A 16,032-nucleotide genomic window follows, 5' to 3' on the forward strand; every position below is an offset into this window, starting at 1 on the left:
CGCATCACTACATTCTCAGCTTGAGTCTCAAAAAAGTTTTCTACACCACTAAGGCCCCCACGTTCATTTTGGGCTAGGGAAATGGCTCTATGAGACGACAATGAGCAGCTTCCCAACTTTTGGCGCAGTCTTGGATGACTGACCAAAGCGACCATGTTTGGGAGCAGATCATTGAGCAGACGTTTCGTCTGCTAAGTAATGCCTATTCGCTCCATCCGTATGTTGCTTGCGCAGCTTCAAGCGGTTATTCAATTGACTGCATCATTGCTCGCGCTTGACAGCGAAGGTGCCCATATATTTTCAATTTTGAGCTCTTCAAGTGATTGAATCTTCATCGGTTGAATCCTTACCATCTGTATCCAATCGTCACATACCTGAGTTTGGTTAATGAGTCTCAGCAATGCTTGTGGTGTCAAGGCATCGGTTTGAAGCCGCTGCCACAGGCTGCGAATATCAGTCTCATCTGGGTAGAGAGTTTCCAATAAAATTTTCCAGCGCTCAGGATTTTCAAGCATATCCTGAGCGATCGCTATGAGTGAATCGGCCTCAATCAAGATGCAACTGCCGGGATGAAGATGATCAGCATCAACACGAAGAATCGCAAAGAGTGGCATAAAGGAAACACCTCAGAAATATGCTTAAGCGTCAGTGATGATGAGCGACTAGCTGAGTTTTACAGGCGCTATGGCACCAAGTTGCTGCCTCAGGGCTTCAATGTCCCGGCTGAGCACAAGCGCCTGTTCCACGGCAGAACTGCATGCCAGTATGCCAGAACCGTACAAAACGGTACTCACAACGGTAAAACATCAGCCGCAAAGTCTTCTAGAGCGGGTGCTTCTTGACCAGCATGGCGACAAAGCTGTTGCATGGCCTCAAGGCGGTTGAGCTTTGTGGTACCAGTCATTGATAGAAGGTCATGTTGTTGGGCCGTCTCAAGTAGAACCAGTAATTTATGAACGGAACGAATCATATTGCAAGCGTGCTTCCAAGCGGCGCTTCAGCGATGCTAGACAACCAAGCTGCAAAGTGTAGTAAGCCGCTCGCGGTGCAGTGTCTTTAGCGGCTCGGGCAGCTTCGGCAAACAGTTTCCTGTCTTCGTTGTTGGACACCTTTTGCTCATCGGCAGCCCAAAGACCATAGAGCTGTACTTCAATCATTGGTTGACCTCTGCTGCATCACGAGCTAGATAGTTTTTCCTCAAGGCTGACCCTTTAGTACTTTCTTACGAGGCATCAAACCCTTATTGAACACTAATCCCGTGAAAATGCAGCCGCAATCAGGTTGCTGTGTTGCAATCATTTGCTCTGCTTAATGCCTTCAATTTGTTTGTAGCAGATTCTCCTTATCACTATTAAATCTATTTCCCAATGAACTTAACATTATTGAGTCATTAAAAGGGTGAAACATTCTTGATAAATACTGGATAGTATCCAGTGTATAGAGGTAAAAACAGTGCTAAGTTAACCCCACAGTTTCCCCCCGACATCGCTTCAATGTTTCACACGCGGAGTAAAGGTAGATCATTTACCACGAATGATTTGCCAAGAAGCATGAAGCCCAGAGAATTTTGTCGTGCCTGGTTCCACGCCACGCCGGCAGCAGAAGAAACGCGAGGTTACCGCAGACAGTGCGTTAAGCTCCTTGCTGAAGTGATTGGCTTAGAGGAAGACACCGTTGAACGCTGGGGTTCAGGGCTTGATTTCCCTGGCATGCCTGCTCAATACGAAAACACACTTGGCTATGCTCTTACCATTAAGCAGATGTTGGAAGCGGCTGGTAGTCAACGGAGCATTTTTGAGGCGGTTCTGGAACAGAGGAAAAAGTTATAAATCTTTACATCAAATTTCTTACTGGAAGTCATACACTCTTTGTCTTGACCTTCAGACGTAGCTTTTCTATTGTGGAAGTTGCTTTGAAAATGCATTGAGTGCCGTCGGTAGAAAACCAATAATCAGCTAAAGCTTCTAGGGGTTAGCTGAAATTTTGCCATGGCACTATGAGAGCGATCAGCGCATCGCTTGCCATCAAATGAGTCATGTCGATCACTCAACCATGTGTGCTTAGAGCCTATGAACCCGATTATTTACGCTTGTTGCCAGACGGAAGATCGCCTCAAACGTTCTGAAGCACCCTACCGTTTGGAGTGGTCCACTGTCGCTCCTCAGCTAGGCACAGTCATCTCAATGGGAGCTCAAGCGCGTTGGAGTGTTGTAAAAATAACGGTTTATCGCCCCGAGACGGCTCAAACAGTGGCTAGTATCTACTTAGTTTATGTCCATCCAGAAGGGCTTTCCGTTCCACCAGATTCAGAATGGGATAACGACTTCATCATGGACTCAGAGCATGGTCTTTATCTTGAAGTTGTGGCCATCGGCGAAGAAGAATTAGCACTCGGCGCACTTGGAAGTTCGCGTATACCCAAGGTCGGCGATCAGGTGGAAAGCGATGTTGATCCAATGGACGCAGACATCATTATTTATGATCCACCCAAATTTTGGACTATGCGTCAAGTCGTGTCTTACTCACCAGTGATGGAAATGCGCCTCGTAACCTCAGAGGAAATTAATGCAAGGGCTTTTTTGTGTTGGTGTGAACCTACAGAAGTAACTTCAGCCTCTTAAACCAAGAAGTGGTTAGGCGAAGTTTTGCTCTGCGTGCAAATTTTCATCAACTTCGGGCTCTTGTCCACTTTTAATACTGCTGGTGAAATATTGCTTAACCTGTGCTGTATTTCCACAACTTCGTGAAAATTTGCAACTTGCCAACGGAGTCACGAGCCTTACGTACTGAGAAACCCGAGTCTTTGCTTGTGGATTTCAACTAGCCAATTGAAAATCCGCTTCAAGTTGATCGCTGTGGCGGTCATCAAAGGCTGTAGATGGATTTTGGCTAGACCCACATAGCGAGCATGACCGAGCCCATCAACACAAACCCCTTCCGAGAGGGTGCCTTCGATCCCTGCACAACAGGCATACTCTTTTTTATAGTCAATTATTGTTTCTCGTTGTCGAACGGTCTGTAATGCTTTGTACTGTTGTTCTAGACGGATAGTGATTGTCCGTCTTTATCGCTTGCTCTGAGTATAGAAGGATAAACTGGGACAAACCGAGCAGTCAGCACGCAAGAACTCAACTTTGATCACCTCGTTATGTCGACCAGCGATCGCGGGTATCCAAGAGGGGCTGGTCTTTCCTCCAGGGCTGGTCACGACTTGCTGTTGCCAGTCGACCGTAAAGTCATTGGCTGCAAATCTTTTTGCTTGCTTCGATTGTCACCAATGGTTGAGGCGAGTCGGTCCGAGTAAATCTACTTGATAATCGGCTTAAGCGGTGACTAACAACTCAGCGTCGAGACAGCCAGTAAGAAGCGGTATGGTAACGGAACGTAGTCACTTCTTTACGATCTCCTGCACGTCTCACGGAATGTAAACGCCTGTAGCAACAGCCCCTGACGTATCAGTCATGACCATATCTTGCCCTTATAAAGAGGTACCCGCATGACAGACCTACAGTTTGATCTCCTTGGCGCTGACTATCGACGCATCCACCACTTTCTGATCGAGCAGCGCACAGAGGGCAATATCGTCATTATCACGAGCAACATTACCCGTGATGTCCACGGTAATCCCATTAACACGCCTAATCCACAAGCTGGACAGGACATCTGTCACCACACTAGCGACCTGCTGTTACCCAGTCGAGCCTACTGGTCACCGCGTCAGTTTAGTGGCTACAACTACCGCCTCAGCTGGCGCAAAAGCCGAGACGATTACGACACACTCAACCCCGAATACGAGCGGCTGAAAGACTTACTGGCAAGGGACGGTCAGATCCCAGACTACGAATACACGCTCTATCGCACAGACGGTGCCTTGTGTCGCTATCAAACCAGCTATTTCCTGTGTCAGGACTACTTGGGTGATGCCGTCAGGATTGGTGTCAGTCGTCCGCAAGACTGGCAACTGCTGGAAGCAGCACCCACCGCACCCACACCTGAAGCTTAAGTCGCACTATCAGAGGTGTCAGGCGAGCCTTAACAGATGAGCAACGTGGAACCTTAATGCTTCTGAACCAGTGGGGGTGTCACTTTAGCCATAACGGGCTTACTACTCGTGTGGTCATAGCTATTATCCTCATTCACAGCACCTGAACTGTTTGCCGCCAACGAAGCCGTCACGATCTTCCTTGCCAATGTCACTGTCATTTCTGTCAATCGGTAGCGTCGTCAGCAAGAGCCAGCGAATGGGCTTACCCTCGGTTGGTGGAGTGACTTCTTCGACCAACAGCACATTTAAGGTCACTGGTTGACACTGCTTGGGCTGTTTGTGATGACGTGGCACTTCAATCGTTACCTGCAGCCCACGCACCGTTAAGGTCGCACTTCGAGCCGGTCGTTCAGGGTTGCGCTCCAGTGTCAGCGTCTGTTGTCCCAGCACGGGCGCTTGCTCAATCGCTGGGATGAGATAGCCCAACTCGTGCTGGACTTTGCGGTTAGACTCAGCGCGAATGAGCAAGGCACTGTTGGCACGCCTGGGTTGGACAAAGAGGTCGTAAATGTCGGCTTCGCGGTCCCCTACATGCACTAGGCACACCGTCTCATCAATCCCTTGTTCGGCGGCTGTTAACGTGTCGAGCCAACGCTGACTCTCCTTCTCACGGGTGGCTTTTTTGCGCCGTTCTCCCCGCTTGCCCGCTCGTGCCGCTCGGGTCCAGGTGTGCTGCGGCAAGAGTCCCAGCGGTGCGCCACTGCCATTGACGGCAAAGCAACTATGTACTTTAAGCCCTTGCTGCTGGCTCTGGTTGATAAAGCCCAAGCCGCTGGTCTGCTTCAAACCACTGAAGTCTAAGTCCGTCGTGTCTTGAATCGCCAGCACGACCCCTGCCGCCTTAGCCCGCTCCACTACACTGCCACGATGACTCGCCAAAATTTGTTCCGGCTGCACCCGCTCATTCGCCCAAAACCGATCGATACTCTGACTCTCAGCATTGCTCCCACTTGCTTGTGGCACACTCGCTTCCGGCTGCTCAGCGAACAGGCGCACTGTTTCCCGTAAGCGTTGCCCATGCCGAAAATCACCGAAGGGATGACTTTTGCTTGCTTAGCGTGCCCAATCTCGCATGATGCCCTCTTGCTAGATTATCCAACAACTTCAATTAAAGCTCTCACACCCGATGCTCCTAAGCCATGCCCTGTAATGCTTCTATGCACTTGTGCTTAATGGATAGCTCTAAGAAGCCCTGTGATCTTTAGTAGAACACTCAGTTCCTTAGATTTCGTCTTTTTCAGCAAGCACTAACGAAACTGGTCAGCCTCCACTTGCGATCGCACTCAAGTATCGCAATGTTTGTTCTCATCGACACTGCTCACCACAGGTTTATGTCACTGAATGATCAATTTAACCGTGTTTTCCTCATCGCTTAAGTAAAAAATATTGCTCGTCGGCTACATAGAATCAATTTAATTTAATTATTGCGCTAGAAAAACAATTCTTCAAAGCCATAAGGCTTCATAGTTTAATCCTTTTAAAGCAATTTTTTCTCGTAAATCAAGAGAGGTTCCCTCGTTAGACGAGGAGCATTACCAAAGCATTGCCAAGCACTTATTTGAGGTCTCTCAACTATAGTCACCTCTTCAGACTCCTACTGGAAGCCAGATACAAGTTTTTGCGAAAACAAAGAAATTTCATTATTTTCTTGACAACTTCTAGAAGAATCTCTATGTTTATGGAATGATTCAATTAACAAAGCGCGTTTCAGCTATGCATTAATTAAGGCATCTAGAATGAGTTCTACTTACATGTTTGAGTCCTACCGACTTGTAAGCAGGCAGTTTACCTCCCAAGACATGGCTCCTTCCTTTGAAGAGAAAGGTTAGAGACTGAACTGAATTGAACTTTATTTATTCATGCCTCTAAACTTTCTGAAGAGCTAGTCTTTTCTTTGATAAGAGTTCTCTCTGGCTCATCTTAGAAGCCTGGAATGTTAACCCATCCAAGCAGCTAAATTTGAGGTTTTTAAGTCTTCTACTGTCCTAAAAACTTATTGAGCTATAGATGATGATTAGTAGTTGATCTAAAGTTTGTCTCTGTTGCTCAGTAGATGCTTTTCTACTAGAAGAATCGGAGCTTATCAAACTTGCATATGAAGTTTTAGGTTAACTCGTAGAACTTTCTTACGCTTGATCTAAAACTACGCTTGGCTAGCTCTAGCTGAAGTTTTTAAAGCTGGTTTTTTTCCCTTGACAACGACTTTAGCTAGAAGGAGAGACGAGGGATTGTGAGGCGAAAAGCCTTCTGTAATCACTGTTCTGCTACTAAAAGCAAACATCCAGTGGCATCAGTCTGGTTCTAGTTTAACTACCTTCCATCGCTACTTGGCAGAAAGGTTTTTAGAAGCTAAACGCTTTTACTATGCACAATCAGATCCCTAGAGAGCGGTTATAAAAACGTCAAAAAAATTAGAAATCTAGCTAGTTAAAAAAAGACGCCAGCCTGCATTCCATTTTTGGTTAATTTAAACCTATTCGCCTAATGTCCTTAAAGTTGCCAGGAGTATTGATAACAGGAAGCCATAAGGGGCAGAGCCTTGTCCAATAAAAATAGCTCTACTAAAGGTAACTAAGTATGACCTCAAGTGTTTGGAAAACGACGTTGTCAAATCATTTGTCTTCCAATAATAAATATCAGCTATTAAATCAAACTTATGCAGATTTGGTTTTTGAGCTAATAGGACAAGAAATAAGCCGCGACTACGGTTACAAGTTATATGCTGCACTTTCACATTGTAAGCCTTTATTGCATTCCCTTGAGAGCATCAGTATTCAGCTAATCAACGGTTCCCCTACTCAAAAGTCACGTTTACGAATGCGATTACCTGCTGATCACATTCCGAATTTTTACTCTTTAGCAGGCAAGACACTTTCAATCGGCGATCGAAAAATTCGTTTGGGTGTTCCTCAAATCCATCCTCTAGAAGCGGCACAGAATCTTTACTCACCCATTGTGGTAATTAGAGGTTACCAAGAACCATCATCATTTCTAGAGGCGGCATATCGACAATTTCAAAAACTTGGTATCGAGGCAGAAATGAACCTCCTAGTAAATCGTAATAGTGAACCCAGCCGGAGAGTAATGCGAGTCAAGCAGTTCACACTTGTAGGGTTTGGTCTTGAAGTAACTAATCTTTGTGAGCAGGATTCTTTACTTTTACAAGTTCATGGCATAGGCGGAAAACAAAAAATGGGCTGTGGTTTCTTCACTCCTCAGCTAAAAATTGGCAATCGCTAAACCAGAACAATTCTATGAGTATCAGATTGAGGATTGACTGCCCTGCAATGACACTTTTACACCTTGCTGGGTTTGTGGGGCTTTGGATGACACTCAGAAAGCTACAAGAAAATTACCCTACGGAAAACTTAAGGCCAGGTAGGTTAAATTGGTCTCTCGCTCCCAGTGAGATCTGCATCACCTGGAATGGGGAAGACTTTGAAGTTTTAGATTGGTTGCTTAATCGAGCTTTTCAAGTAGACAATAAAGGGCTCATAGTTTTAACGGGTCTGTACTCAGATCAGATGAGTATTGAAGCCCAATTAGCACGCCATCAATGTCTAACGAGAACCTTCTTGCAGCACAATAAGTCTATAAGTTCAGACGGACAGGGAAGTGAGTTTATTCGATTAAGTGGTCGCGATGTTGAAGTTAAATATAAAAAAGTGAAAAGGTATGGACATCAGGACTTTGCAAAGAAGCTTTGTGATGAGAAAGGAATGCTGAGAACGGAACCAATAGGCATTGTGAGTTGGCTATATCCAGGATTAACAGTACGTCATTATGCCTTTAAAGAGCATACTAAATTTGAAGAGCCTGTGGAATTGATTTTTGTTTTACTCTTTGCTATTGTTGCTTGCAAGTATTTCATACTTCTAAATAGCGCCGAAGGAAGCAAGAGGCAATACGCTTTAGTCATTCCTGAATTTACTGATTTGGAAGGCTACCTTGGAAATCAAAAACAAGCTGAAAAACTTAGTTATGGAGACTTTTTTGCTTTTGGTTTAGGTGATGCTGGATTGAAATCTATTACTTGTCAGCCCGGAAAAGAGTTTTCGGAAGAACTTCAACCTTATCGAGGTCAAGTTATCTTATTTAATCAAGCTCCTTGGTCACTGCAGCAGAATACTCGCAGCATTATTTTACATTTATGTATCAGAGAAGAGACTTTAAGCCCTTACAGCGTTTTTCGCGAGTTTGATTTGCAAACAATGGTCTGGAACTGCACTAGCCAAAGAAGCAAATTGGCTTATAGTTTTGCTGGCAAAATAATTACAGAAAATTTAGCAAATAATCAGCCTTGGTGGTCTAGTTTCTCTGAATATTCTCAGAATGAAGAATTTTTCCAGCTTATTTTAGATGCAAGGAAAGTGTTGCTCTATATGTTGAGAAAGACAAAGCATGATAGTAGAGCAGAAGAATTATTTATCCAGGCTTGCCATGAAACGTTTAGAAGAATCTACGCCAAAATTTACGATCGCACTCAAGACGGAGAGTTTGCTCAGATTGAACGGAAAAATCAGCAACTTCGCTATCGACTAAGGCTTTGTAAAAATGAAGATGCTTTTCGAGGGTTTCTCACGGGCTTTCTTGCCGAAGCCGTTCCGAACTCAGTTGTTGTAAATAATCAGACTGAATTGATGCCAATTCTTACAGGTCAAATTGATTGGAAGCTCACAAGAGATCTCTTTCTACTTTCAATGGTTAGCTACAAAAAGGTTGGAAATTTAGCAGAAGAAAGCGTATCTCAGAAAGGTGAGTAGATGTTTGAAATTTCAAAAGTGGTTAAATATTTTGGAGACAAAGATGAGACATCTGTTTGGAAACTTTTTAACTCATTATGGGATTGCCGCTAATAATCGTGGAGAGAACGAAGGTAATCTAGCTACCCTGCAGAAGATTTTATGGAAGGGTGAAGTCCATTCGACAGTCTCAGGGGAATCAACTCGATGGTCACTTAGGTACAGTTTGCAAAAAAGAGGCTATGACGTCAACCGTGAGTGGAATGATGACACTTGCAGCTTTACTCTAAAAAACCCTGATTATGATAGTGAAGCTTATGCAGATGATGACATTTTCGGCTTCCTGCGCTTAGAGGCAGCAAAGGTTGATGGCTCTGATCAAATTCAGCAGGAATCAAAGTCCAAAGCTAGTAAATCAAAGCTCACTCAAGAGCCCAAAGGCACAAATATTTCTAGAAGAGGTGCATTAGAAGTAGCTCGCGCCGTTTCCATAAATTCTTTTATGGGAGATACCATTTTCAACGCTAAGTCTGGCGAGAAGGGGCGGAATTCTCTTTACAGCACTGAGGTTCACGCGACCAAGTACCAATATGGTTTCGCCTTAACTCCTGATCATCTAAAGGACAAATCTCGTGCCTTTGCCGTACTTGACTGTCTCATCTCACTCAGCCAGGTTGGGGGAAATCACGCTCGGTTTCTCTATGATTTCTCTCCTAGTAGCCTGGTTTTGCGCTGGACACATGATTTTGCACCTCGTCTTTTGTATTGCTTTGAAGAGGATGAGGATGGGAATATTTCTTCTCAGAACTTAATTCGACAAATCTCCTCTGGAGATATAGATCCAGAGGAGTTATGGGTCGGTGGGCTTTGCTCTGAGGCTTTAGCTGAATGTGGCGCTCACGTTTTCCCAGGTGTAAAGGCTGCTGTCGAAGCAATTAAAAACGTCATCGCCAGAGATTTACAGGTATCACTATGATTGCACTCAGAGTCGAAGTACCGATCGCTTGCTTCCGTCAATCACGCGCTAGGGAATATATTGAAACTTATCTTGTACCACCGCCTGCTACAGTCTACGGGATGCTGCTTTCGATAACCGGGGAAACCAACCGTTATTTGCACTGCGGTACTCAATTAGCGATCGCTCTTACTAAAGAACTAGAAAAATCTACTGTGGTTCGGACAGTGCATCGCTTTAAGACAAGAGATGTTGCTGATTCCAGTAATATTCGGCTGGACTATCAGGAGTTAGTCACTGGTGTTGAGTTAATTGTTTGGGTTGCGGCTGGTTCTGACAAATCTCGCCCGACTCTACCAGAACGCATACAAGAAGCCTTTGCTAATCCCGCTTTAATCACTCGGTTTGGTGGCTTATGCTTGGGTGAAAGCCATGACTTAGTAAATGCTATCAATATTGTAGGAGAAGAACAGCAAGAGGCATTATATTGGCTGGTTCAAAGTAAAACTGGCTATCTAACCTTACCGTATTGGGTCAACCATCTTGGCTTGAAGGGCACATACTGGAAGCGTTATGAGTTGCAGAAGCTTATGCAGCCATATCCTTCAGCTAACGCTTGGACAGAGATTCAGTCCTATCAATATGACAGCTCGTAAATTTTTGCAAGCACCTTCGGCAGTTGACATTCCTGAGTAGCTTTGAGATTAGAAAGGTTCTCTGACAAAGCTTTACAGCTTTTGATCCATTTCAGATGCTTGCAAAGTATCAAAAGCTTCTACAGTACGGACTGCACAAGAAAATGACTCCTAGGAAACCTGAAACATCGAATACTTTTATCTTCTTCTAGCAGGTGCTTGCAAATCAGAGTCAGAACTCAGTAGCGGTAGGAGTTTCAATCACTGCTGCGCAATGAGCTGAGATGTCGTAAGGCGTTAAGAACAGCCAGCTAGCGCTGAACGACTTTTTCGTCGGCACGCGCAATGAGCTGAGATGTCGTAAGGCGTTAAGAACGCGAGTGTTGGCTTGAATAAATGGATTGTGAGTGGCAACTTGATGAACTGAGATGTCGTTAGGCGTTGAGAAATGGAAGGTTGTAGTGGGAGCATCCCAATTTTGTAAAAACATCCTTGTCTAATGGCGAAATAATTATGCTGCCGTTAGACAAAAAGGCATATTGGCAAAAGTGAGATGATCCCGATTGTAGTTAATCTGACTCCAACAGATTTACGCCTTATTGATAATATCGTAAGGCGTTTATTCCTTTCAAGTCCTCATAGCAGACCTTCTTTAGCCTTTAACATGGTGAAATACAATGAGACCCGATCGTGATTGGAGTGAGAAAAAATACGAGAAATACCTTAAGGAAGGACGAGGGGATGGTTGTGGTAAACAATATATACCTTGGATACAGGTGTATAAGTTCCATCCTAAAACTGGAAGGACGCGGATACCTGGTTGGACAACAGGTAGAGAACATCACTTGCTATCATTCCTAGAGCAGAAATTTTTCTTGCTATTGGATTGGTCGGATATTGTTTTTGATATTCAGGAACAGTTTCCCATGCTCGATTATGAGCTAGCCCAGAAGATTGCGAAGGAGTTGAATTGGAAATACCCTATCAATTCTAGAAGTAACTTCCCCTATATCCTTACGACTGATTTCCTAGTTAGTTATAAGGAAAACGGGAGGGAGAAAAAGATTGCTATAGCTATCAAGCCTTCATCCGCCCTTAAGAAATGGGATAAATCCTGCCAACCTGATGAGAAAAATGTTCTTTCAAGACTTGAACTTGAATATCGTTACTGGGAGCTAAAGAAGATTGAATGGAAACTCGTCACTGAAAGACAACTGCCAGAAGTTTTGACATACAACCTTAACTTTATACATGGTGACCTTCATTTAGAAGCGACCACTCAAAATAGTATTGAAGAATTGCAGATTGCTGTCCCGACAGTTAAAGAACATTTTGCTAAATTTCAAGGTTGTGAAAAGTCTATTTATTCTATTACAGATTATTTAGATAGAACCCTCAAATTACAGGAAGGCACGGCTTTTCGTATCTTCAAGCACTTGATTGCCTGCAAGAAAATTATAGTTAATCTGGAGACATTTCAACTTGATGAGAATCCTTCAATGACTTTAGTTAAACAAGTGGTTTTTAGTTAATTGCCAACATACGAAATGAGCATCTACTTGACAGTCAACCGACTAATTGAATGGAATAATGAAGCTGGGGAACCAATCATAGAAAGAATTTTGTGGGTTGCGCCAGATTACACAATACTCTTTGCTATTGAAATTTTTGGTACATCGGCTCTTCCAACGAAGCGGCGAACTTATGATGTTGAAGCGGCTCTATCTGAAGGACATGCTCAGCTTCTAGATGATGATCCGTTTGCAAAGTATATTTCTGAGGAGAGCTTAGCTACTCAACAGAAGAAAGGAAAGAAGAAGGGAACGGAAGAATTAAGTCGTGATAAAGCTATTCGTGACAAGAACTTTGAATTAATCTCCTCTCTTGTCGGCTCTGAAATGGAGCCCGATATTTTTCTTGCTGATAAACGAGGACCTCTAATTGAAGCGATCGTTGAGATGCATAATGCTGGTAAAGAGAAGGGCACGAGGAGGAGCAAGAACAAAAGCAGAGTAAGTGCAAAAACTATTTATGTAAATCTTAAAAAGTACTGGCAAAGAGGTAAGAATAAGAATGCTCTTCTACCTGATTATCCTAATTCTGGAGGCTTTGGTGTTCCAAAAGCAGCAGGTGAAAAAAAGAGAGGACGTCCTAGAAATCCTGAATTAGTTAGTAAGTTTGGAGAAGGGATCAACGTTTGTGAATCTATTAGAAAGATTATCAGAGTTGGTTTTGAGGAATTTTTCAATAGCACGCGTAAGAATCCACTAAGAACGGCGTTTAAGCTGACCAAAAGAAAATATTTCATTGGAAGAGAAATACTTGATGAAAAAGGTAAAAAAAGGAAAGAAGAAATCCCACCCAGTGAGCGGATAACATTTGAGCAGTTTGAGTATTGGTCCCAGAAGGATATTGATATTGAGAAGACTGAAAAATCCCGAAGAGGTTCGATTGCCTATGCTCGCGATGTCGCTCCACATTTAGGGTCAGTTAAGGCACCTGGTCCAGGCTACCAGTATCTCATTGATGCTGTCATTCTTGATGTCTACGTAATCTCACAATTTAATTCAAACTGGATTGTGGGAAGACCTGTTGCTTATATTGTCATGGACGTTTACAGCCGACTAATTGTTGGCATTTATGTTGGCTTAGAGGGTCCATCATGGATGGGTGCAATGATGGCATTAGCTAACGTGGCAGAAGATAAAGTTTCATTCTGTAAAAAATATGGCTTCTCCATTACTGAGGAGGAGTGGCCATGTAGAGAAATGCCGTACGAAATTCTTGCCGACAATGGTGAGATGGCAGGCAAAAAGCCAGACACTTTAATCAATAATCTCGACATTAGAGTTGTCAATGCTCCACCTTATCGTCCTGACTGGAAAGGGGTTTTAGAGCGTTATTTCAGAACGATACAGAAGTATGTAGAGCCTTTCTTGCCAGGTTATGTAGTACCCCGTAGAGAGGGTCCGGACTATCGTTTAGATGCAAAGCTAACGCTTAAAAGTGTTACAAAGATAATGCTTAAAATCATTGTCTGGCATAACAACTTCCACCGAATAAAAAGCTATTCTCGAACTGAGGAGATGATCGCAAATGATGTACCCCCAGTTCCAATTAAATTATGGAATTTTGGACGTAGATATACCGGAAACCCTAGATATTTCCCTGAGGATATAGTCAAGCTAAATCTTTTGCCAACCGCTCAAGCAAGGGTTACACCTAGAGGCATCGTATTCAAGGGTAGGAGGTATTATTCTGAAAGCCCTCAAATCAAAAAGCTGATCCAACTAGCCAATGTAGGTTACCTGACAGAAGGGGAGAAGAATTTAGACATCTCATTTGATCTAAGGAGACCTGACGTTATCTATGTTAGGGAAGAGCGGGGAAGAACGTATGAGAAATTGTTTCTCCATCCATCTGAGAAGAAATACTTTGGAAAATCTATCGAGGAAATCGAGTATTTGATCAAACGAGAAAACCTTGATCACAAATTGGGCGAAGAAGATGAGTTTCAAGGTGAAGCTCAATTAATGGATCAGATTGAGGCAGAAGTTGCCGAGACAAAATCTGAGGCAAAAGCTCAATATGATCCAAGTTTAAGTAAGACAAAGAAGCTCTCTGGTATAAGCAACAACCGAGGGCGCGACAAAGATGCTAATCGAGCCGTTGAAGGTGAGGAATATGAGTTTGGTGATCCAGAGCCTTTAGGCTTGCTTGAAGTTGAACAATCACTAGAATCTTTAGGTGCAGTTGGATCTGAGCAAGAAACTAAAATTGGTCATTCAGATTCTACCGAAGCTCTTGATGAATCAAAAGTTCAGCCCGAACCTTTATCAGCTCGTGCAAGGCGTAGGAATTCCATCAAACAGGCTAAGGAGAAAGCAAATGGATCCTGAAAATCAATGGATTTTACTTCCTAGTGGAATTTATGCTCATGTAGCAGACTATAAATTGCATGGGGTACCAGAGTACGATTGCAATCCCTTGCTCCAAGCACTTCCTGCAGTTCTAGAGGAGCATGAGTTTTTTGAGAGGGTACAAAGCTATCCCAGTTCTACTAGCGAGGAACGGAATCAATCACCTAGGACAAGGCACCAATTTGTGCATCGATTGACTGGACCCATACCAAACCTTCACTTCTACCATCTCACTCCAAATCTTAAGCCTGTAGTGAATGGATATTTCCATCCACTTCCTGAGCACATTGGCATATATGATGCCATCAATGGAGCTATTATGCAGGGCTATATAGCGAGAGGGATTTACTCTCCTAAGGATGCAGAGCGTGCACAACAGATTCATGGAGCAGCTGTCCAGAAAGCTGGGCATAATCTCGCTCAATTTATTTCAGCTTCTTCTTCTGCACATGGAAATATTTTGATTGGGCTCTCCGGATGCGGTAAAACAACGGCTGTTCTCCGCGCTCTTAGTGTTTATCCTCAGGTTATCTATCATCCTGAATATGATTTTTTGCAGCTTGTCTACCTCGTAGTTAACTGTCCCCATGCAGGCTCTATTAAAGAATTGTGTCTGTTTGTTTTTCGGGAAGTTGATAGAACATTTGGATTAGCTGGCAAGAAAAGTTACGCCAATAAATATAGTATAAGCACTACTTCTGAAGGAACTCTCCTTGCTGAAGTTGCAGCCATTGCAGACAAGTATCGGTTAGGTCTTTTGTTTATCGATGAATTGCAAAACCTTACTGCCGCTAAGAAAGAACTCCCAGAACGAATGCTGAATTATTTCGTTAATCTTGTAAATATCGGCATTCCAGTCTTTCAAGCTGGTACTAGAAGAGCTGCGAAACTGCTTCGAGGAAGCCTTAGCAAGGCGCGGCGAGCAGGAGGAGTTCAGTGGGGACGAATTTTAGATAAGGAGGATTGGTCTAATTTTATTCAGAGTCTATTTGAATCACAATGGACAAGAACACCAACGCCTTATACAGCAGAAATAGGTGAGGCTTTCGTTAAAGAATGTAAATTTATTCCTGACCTTGCTATTAAACTGCATAAGGCATGTCAATGGAGAGCAATTGCTGATGGAGGAGATGAAATTATTACTGCAAAGTTGCTCGGTGAAGTTGCACAAGAAATCTTTATTAACCTTCGACCCTTACTTGATTCCATTCAAGATAATAATTCAGAGAATATAGATTTGTACGAGGATTTATTAGATAACTTCGACATTGAAGAATTTCGAGAAACTTGCTCACAGAAGACTAAGAAGAGGGAAAGCGATGAGCTTCATAGGAGATCAAAGGAGCGGCGAAAAAAAGAGGAAGAGATTGTTCTCAAACAGCAATTCCTCACTAAAGCCCTCTACGAACTTGATGAAACTCTCGATTCCTTCTTAGTCAAAGCTTGTGTGGAAAAGGCATTAGAGTCGAATCCTAAGGAAGAGGACTTACAGTCTCTTATTACAGCAGCTCATAAACTAGCGCTAGATAGTTTGGTCTCAAAATTCAGCAATGTGGCGAACAAGAAGCAGAGTAAAGCAGTCTTAGAATATCGGGAGAATGACCTTAGATTAATTACTAAGAAAGCCCAGGAAAGCAATATATCTGAGTTTGAAGTTTTGCAATCTTATGGAATTTTTATGGATCCTGTAGAGAAATTTCTTGTTCAAAATGGTTGAAATTCGACTATACTTTGT

The 16,032-nt window shown here is 43.3% G+C and carries 13 protein-coding genes and 2 pseudogenes; 10 read left to right on the top strand and 5 right to left on the bottom strand.

Features of this window, described 5'->3' with window-relative positions:
* Window positions 1-248: 248 nt before the first annotated feature.
* Window positions 249-614: a hypothetical protein gene (locus tag AC5JO6_RS11735; RefSeq protein WP_496081246.1), complete on the bottom strand. Its 366-nt coding sequence runs from the start codon at window positions 612-614 to the stop codon at window positions 249-251.
* A 336-nt stretch (window positions 615-950) separates the two neighbouring features.
* Entirely contained in the window at window positions 951-1,157 is a 207-nt protein-coding gene (locus AC5JO6_RS11740) for a hypothetical protein (protein ID WP_496081247.1), read from the bottom strand.
* Window positions 1,158-1,550: 393 nt separating this feature from the next.
* Between AC5JO6_RS11740 and AC5JO6_RS11745 the strand changes: the two genes are divergently transcribed.
* Both AC5JO6_RS11745 and AC5JO6_RS11750 read left to right on the top strand, forming a co-directional pair.
* On the top strand, window positions 1,551-1,829 hold the full coding sequence (locus tag AC5JO6_RS11745; RefSeq protein ID WP_496081248.1) for a hypothetical protein: 279 nt from the start codon (window positions 1,551-1,553) through the stop codon (window positions 1,827-1,829).
* Window positions 1,830-2,069: 240 nt separating this feature from the next.
* Entirely contained in the window at window positions 2,070-2,621 is a 552-nt protein-coding gene (locus AC5JO6_RS11750; RefSeq protein ID WP_496081249.1) for a hypothetical protein, read from the top strand.
* 150 nt (window positions 2,622-2,771) lie between these two features.
* On the opposite strand, the pseudogene AC5JO6_RS11755 reads toward AC5JO6_RS11750, so the two are convergent.
* Window positions 2,772-3,361 (bottom strand): annotated as a pseudogene (locus tag AC5JO6_RS11755) (transposase); the annotation flags it as partial.
* Between the two features lie 135 nt (window positions 3,362-3,496).
* Between AC5JO6_RS11755 and AC5JO6_RS11760 the strand changes: the two are divergent.
* Window positions 3,497-4,003 (top strand): hypothetical protein, encoded by a 507-nt coding sequence (locus AC5JO6_RS11760; RefSeq protein ID WP_496081250.1) that lies wholly within the window; start codon window positions 3,497-3,499, stop codon window positions 4,001-4,003.
* Between the two features lie 129 nt (window positions 4,004-4,132).
* Here the strand turns inward: AC5JO6_RS11760 and AC5JO6_RS11765 are convergent, their stop codons facing one another.
* On the bottom strand, window positions 4,133-4,969 hold the full coding sequence (locus AC5JO6_RS11765; RefSeq protein WP_496081301.1) for an IS4 family transposase: 837 nt from the start codon (window positions 4,967-4,969) through the stop codon (window positions 4,133-4,135).
* Window positions 4,952-5,071 (bottom strand): annotated as a pseudogene (locus AC5JO6_RS11770) (transposase DNA-binding-containing protein); the annotation flags it as partial. The gene AC5JO6_RS11765 and the pseudogene AC5JO6_RS11770, both read right to left, overlap by 18 nt.
* A gap of 1,551 nt (window positions 5,072-6,622) precedes the next feature.
* Between AC5JO6_RS11770 and cas6 the strand changes: the two are divergent.
* From cas6 to AC5JO6_RS11805, 7 genes are all read left to right on the top strand, one after another.
* Window positions 6,623-7,285, top strand: a complete 663-nt coding sequence (cas6, locus tag AC5JO6_RS11775) for a type I-MYXAN CRISPR-associated protein Cas6/Cmx6 (protein WP_496081251.1) — start codon at window positions 6,623-6,625, stop codon at window positions 7,283-7,285.
* Window positions 7,286-7,299: 14 nt separating this feature from the next.
* Window positions 7,300-8,808, top strand: a complete 1,509-nt coding sequence (cas8a1, locus tag AC5JO6_RS11780) for a type I-MYXAN CRISPR-associated Cas8a1/Cmx1 (RefSeq protein ID WP_496081252.1) — start codon at window positions 7,300-7,302, stop codon at window positions 8,806-8,808.
* A 43-nt stretch (window positions 8,809-8,851) separates the two neighbouring features.
* Window positions 8,852-9,763 (top strand): DevR family CRISPR-associated autoregulator, encoded by a 912-nt coding sequence (locus AC5JO6_RS11785; protein ID WP_496081302.1) that lies wholly within the window; start codon window positions 8,852-8,854, stop codon window positions 9,761-9,763.
* Window positions 9,760-10,398 carry a type I-MYXAN CRISPR-associated protein Cas5/Cmx5/DevS gene (cas5, locus tag AC5JO6_RS11790; protein ID WP_496081253.1) on the top strand — a complete coding sequence of 213 codons (639 nt, stop codon included), beginning with the start codon at window positions 9,760-9,762 and terminating at the stop codon, window positions 10,396-10,398. Before AC5JO6_RS11785 ends, cas5 begins: the two co-directional genes overlap by 4 nt.
* A gap of 656 nt (window positions 10,399-11,054) precedes the next feature.
* Window positions 11,055-11,909 (top strand): TnsA endonuclease N-terminal domain-containing protein, encoded by an 855-nt coding sequence (locus tag AC5JO6_RS11795; protein WP_496081254.1) that lies wholly within the window; start codon window positions 11,055-11,057, stop codon window positions 11,907-11,909.
* Entirely contained in the window at window positions 11,910-14,276 is a 2,367-nt protein-coding gene (locus tag AC5JO6_RS11800) for a TnsB C-terminal domain-containing protein (protein ID WP_496081255.1), read from the top strand.
* Window positions 14,266-16,014 carry an AAA family ATPase gene (locus AC5JO6_RS11805; RefSeq protein WP_496081256.1) on the top strand — a complete coding sequence of 583 codons (1,749 nt, stop codon included), beginning with the start codon at window positions 14,266-14,268 and terminating at the stop codon, window positions 16,012-16,014. The genes AC5JO6_RS11800 and AC5JO6_RS11805 overlap by 11 nt, the downstream gene beginning before the upstream one ends.
* Window positions 16,015-16,032 lie beyond the last annotated feature (18 nt).

This window comes from Tildeniella sp. (assembly GCF_059505325.1).

Excerpts from the sequence above, each read along its gene's own strand:
- AC5JO6_RS11735 (WP_496081246.1), bottom strand. The coding sequence starts at position 614 with ATGCCACTCTTTGCGATTCTTCGTGTTGATGCTGATCATCTTCATCCC.
- AC5JO6_RS11740 (WP_496081247.1), bottom strand. The coding sequence starts at position 1,157 with ATGATTGAAGTACAGCTCTATGGTCTTTGGGCTGCCGATGAGCAAAAG.
- AC5JO6_RS11745 (WP_496081248.1), top strand. The coding sequence starts at position 1,551 with ATGAAGCCCAGAGAATTTTGTCGTGCCTGGTTCCACGCCACGCCGGCA.
- AC5JO6_RS11750 (WP_496081249.1), top strand. The coding sequence starts at position 2,070 with ATGAACCCGATTATTTACGCTTGTTGCCAGACGGAAGATCGCCTCAAA.
- AC5JO6_RS11760 (WP_496081250.1), top strand. The coding sequence starts at position 3,497 with ATGACAGACCTACAGTTTGATCTCCTTGGCGCTGACTATCGACGCATC.
- cas6 (WP_496081251.1), top strand. The coding sequence starts at position 6,623 with ATGACCTCAAGTGTTTGGAAAACGACGTTGTCAAATCATTTGTCTTCC.
- cas8a1 (WP_496081252.1), top strand. The coding sequence starts at position 7,300 with ATGAGTATCAGATTGAGGATTGACTGCCCTGCAATGACACTTTTACAC.
- AC5JO6_RS11785 (WP_496081302.1), top strand. The coding sequence starts at position 8,852 with ATGAGACATCTGTTTGGAAACTTTTTAACTCATTATGGGATTGCCGCT.
- cas5 (WP_496081253.1), top strand. The coding sequence starts at position 9,760 with ATGATTGCACTCAGAGTCGAAGTACCGATCGCTTGCTTCCGTCAATCA.
- AC5JO6_RS11795 (WP_496081254.1), top strand. The coding sequence starts at position 11,055 with ATGAGACCCGATCGTGATTGGAGTGAGAAAAAATACGAGAAATACCTT.
- AC5JO6_RS11805 (WP_496081256.1), top strand. The coding sequence starts at position 14,266 with ATGGATCCTGAAAATCAATGGATTTTACTTCCTAGTGGAATTTATGCT.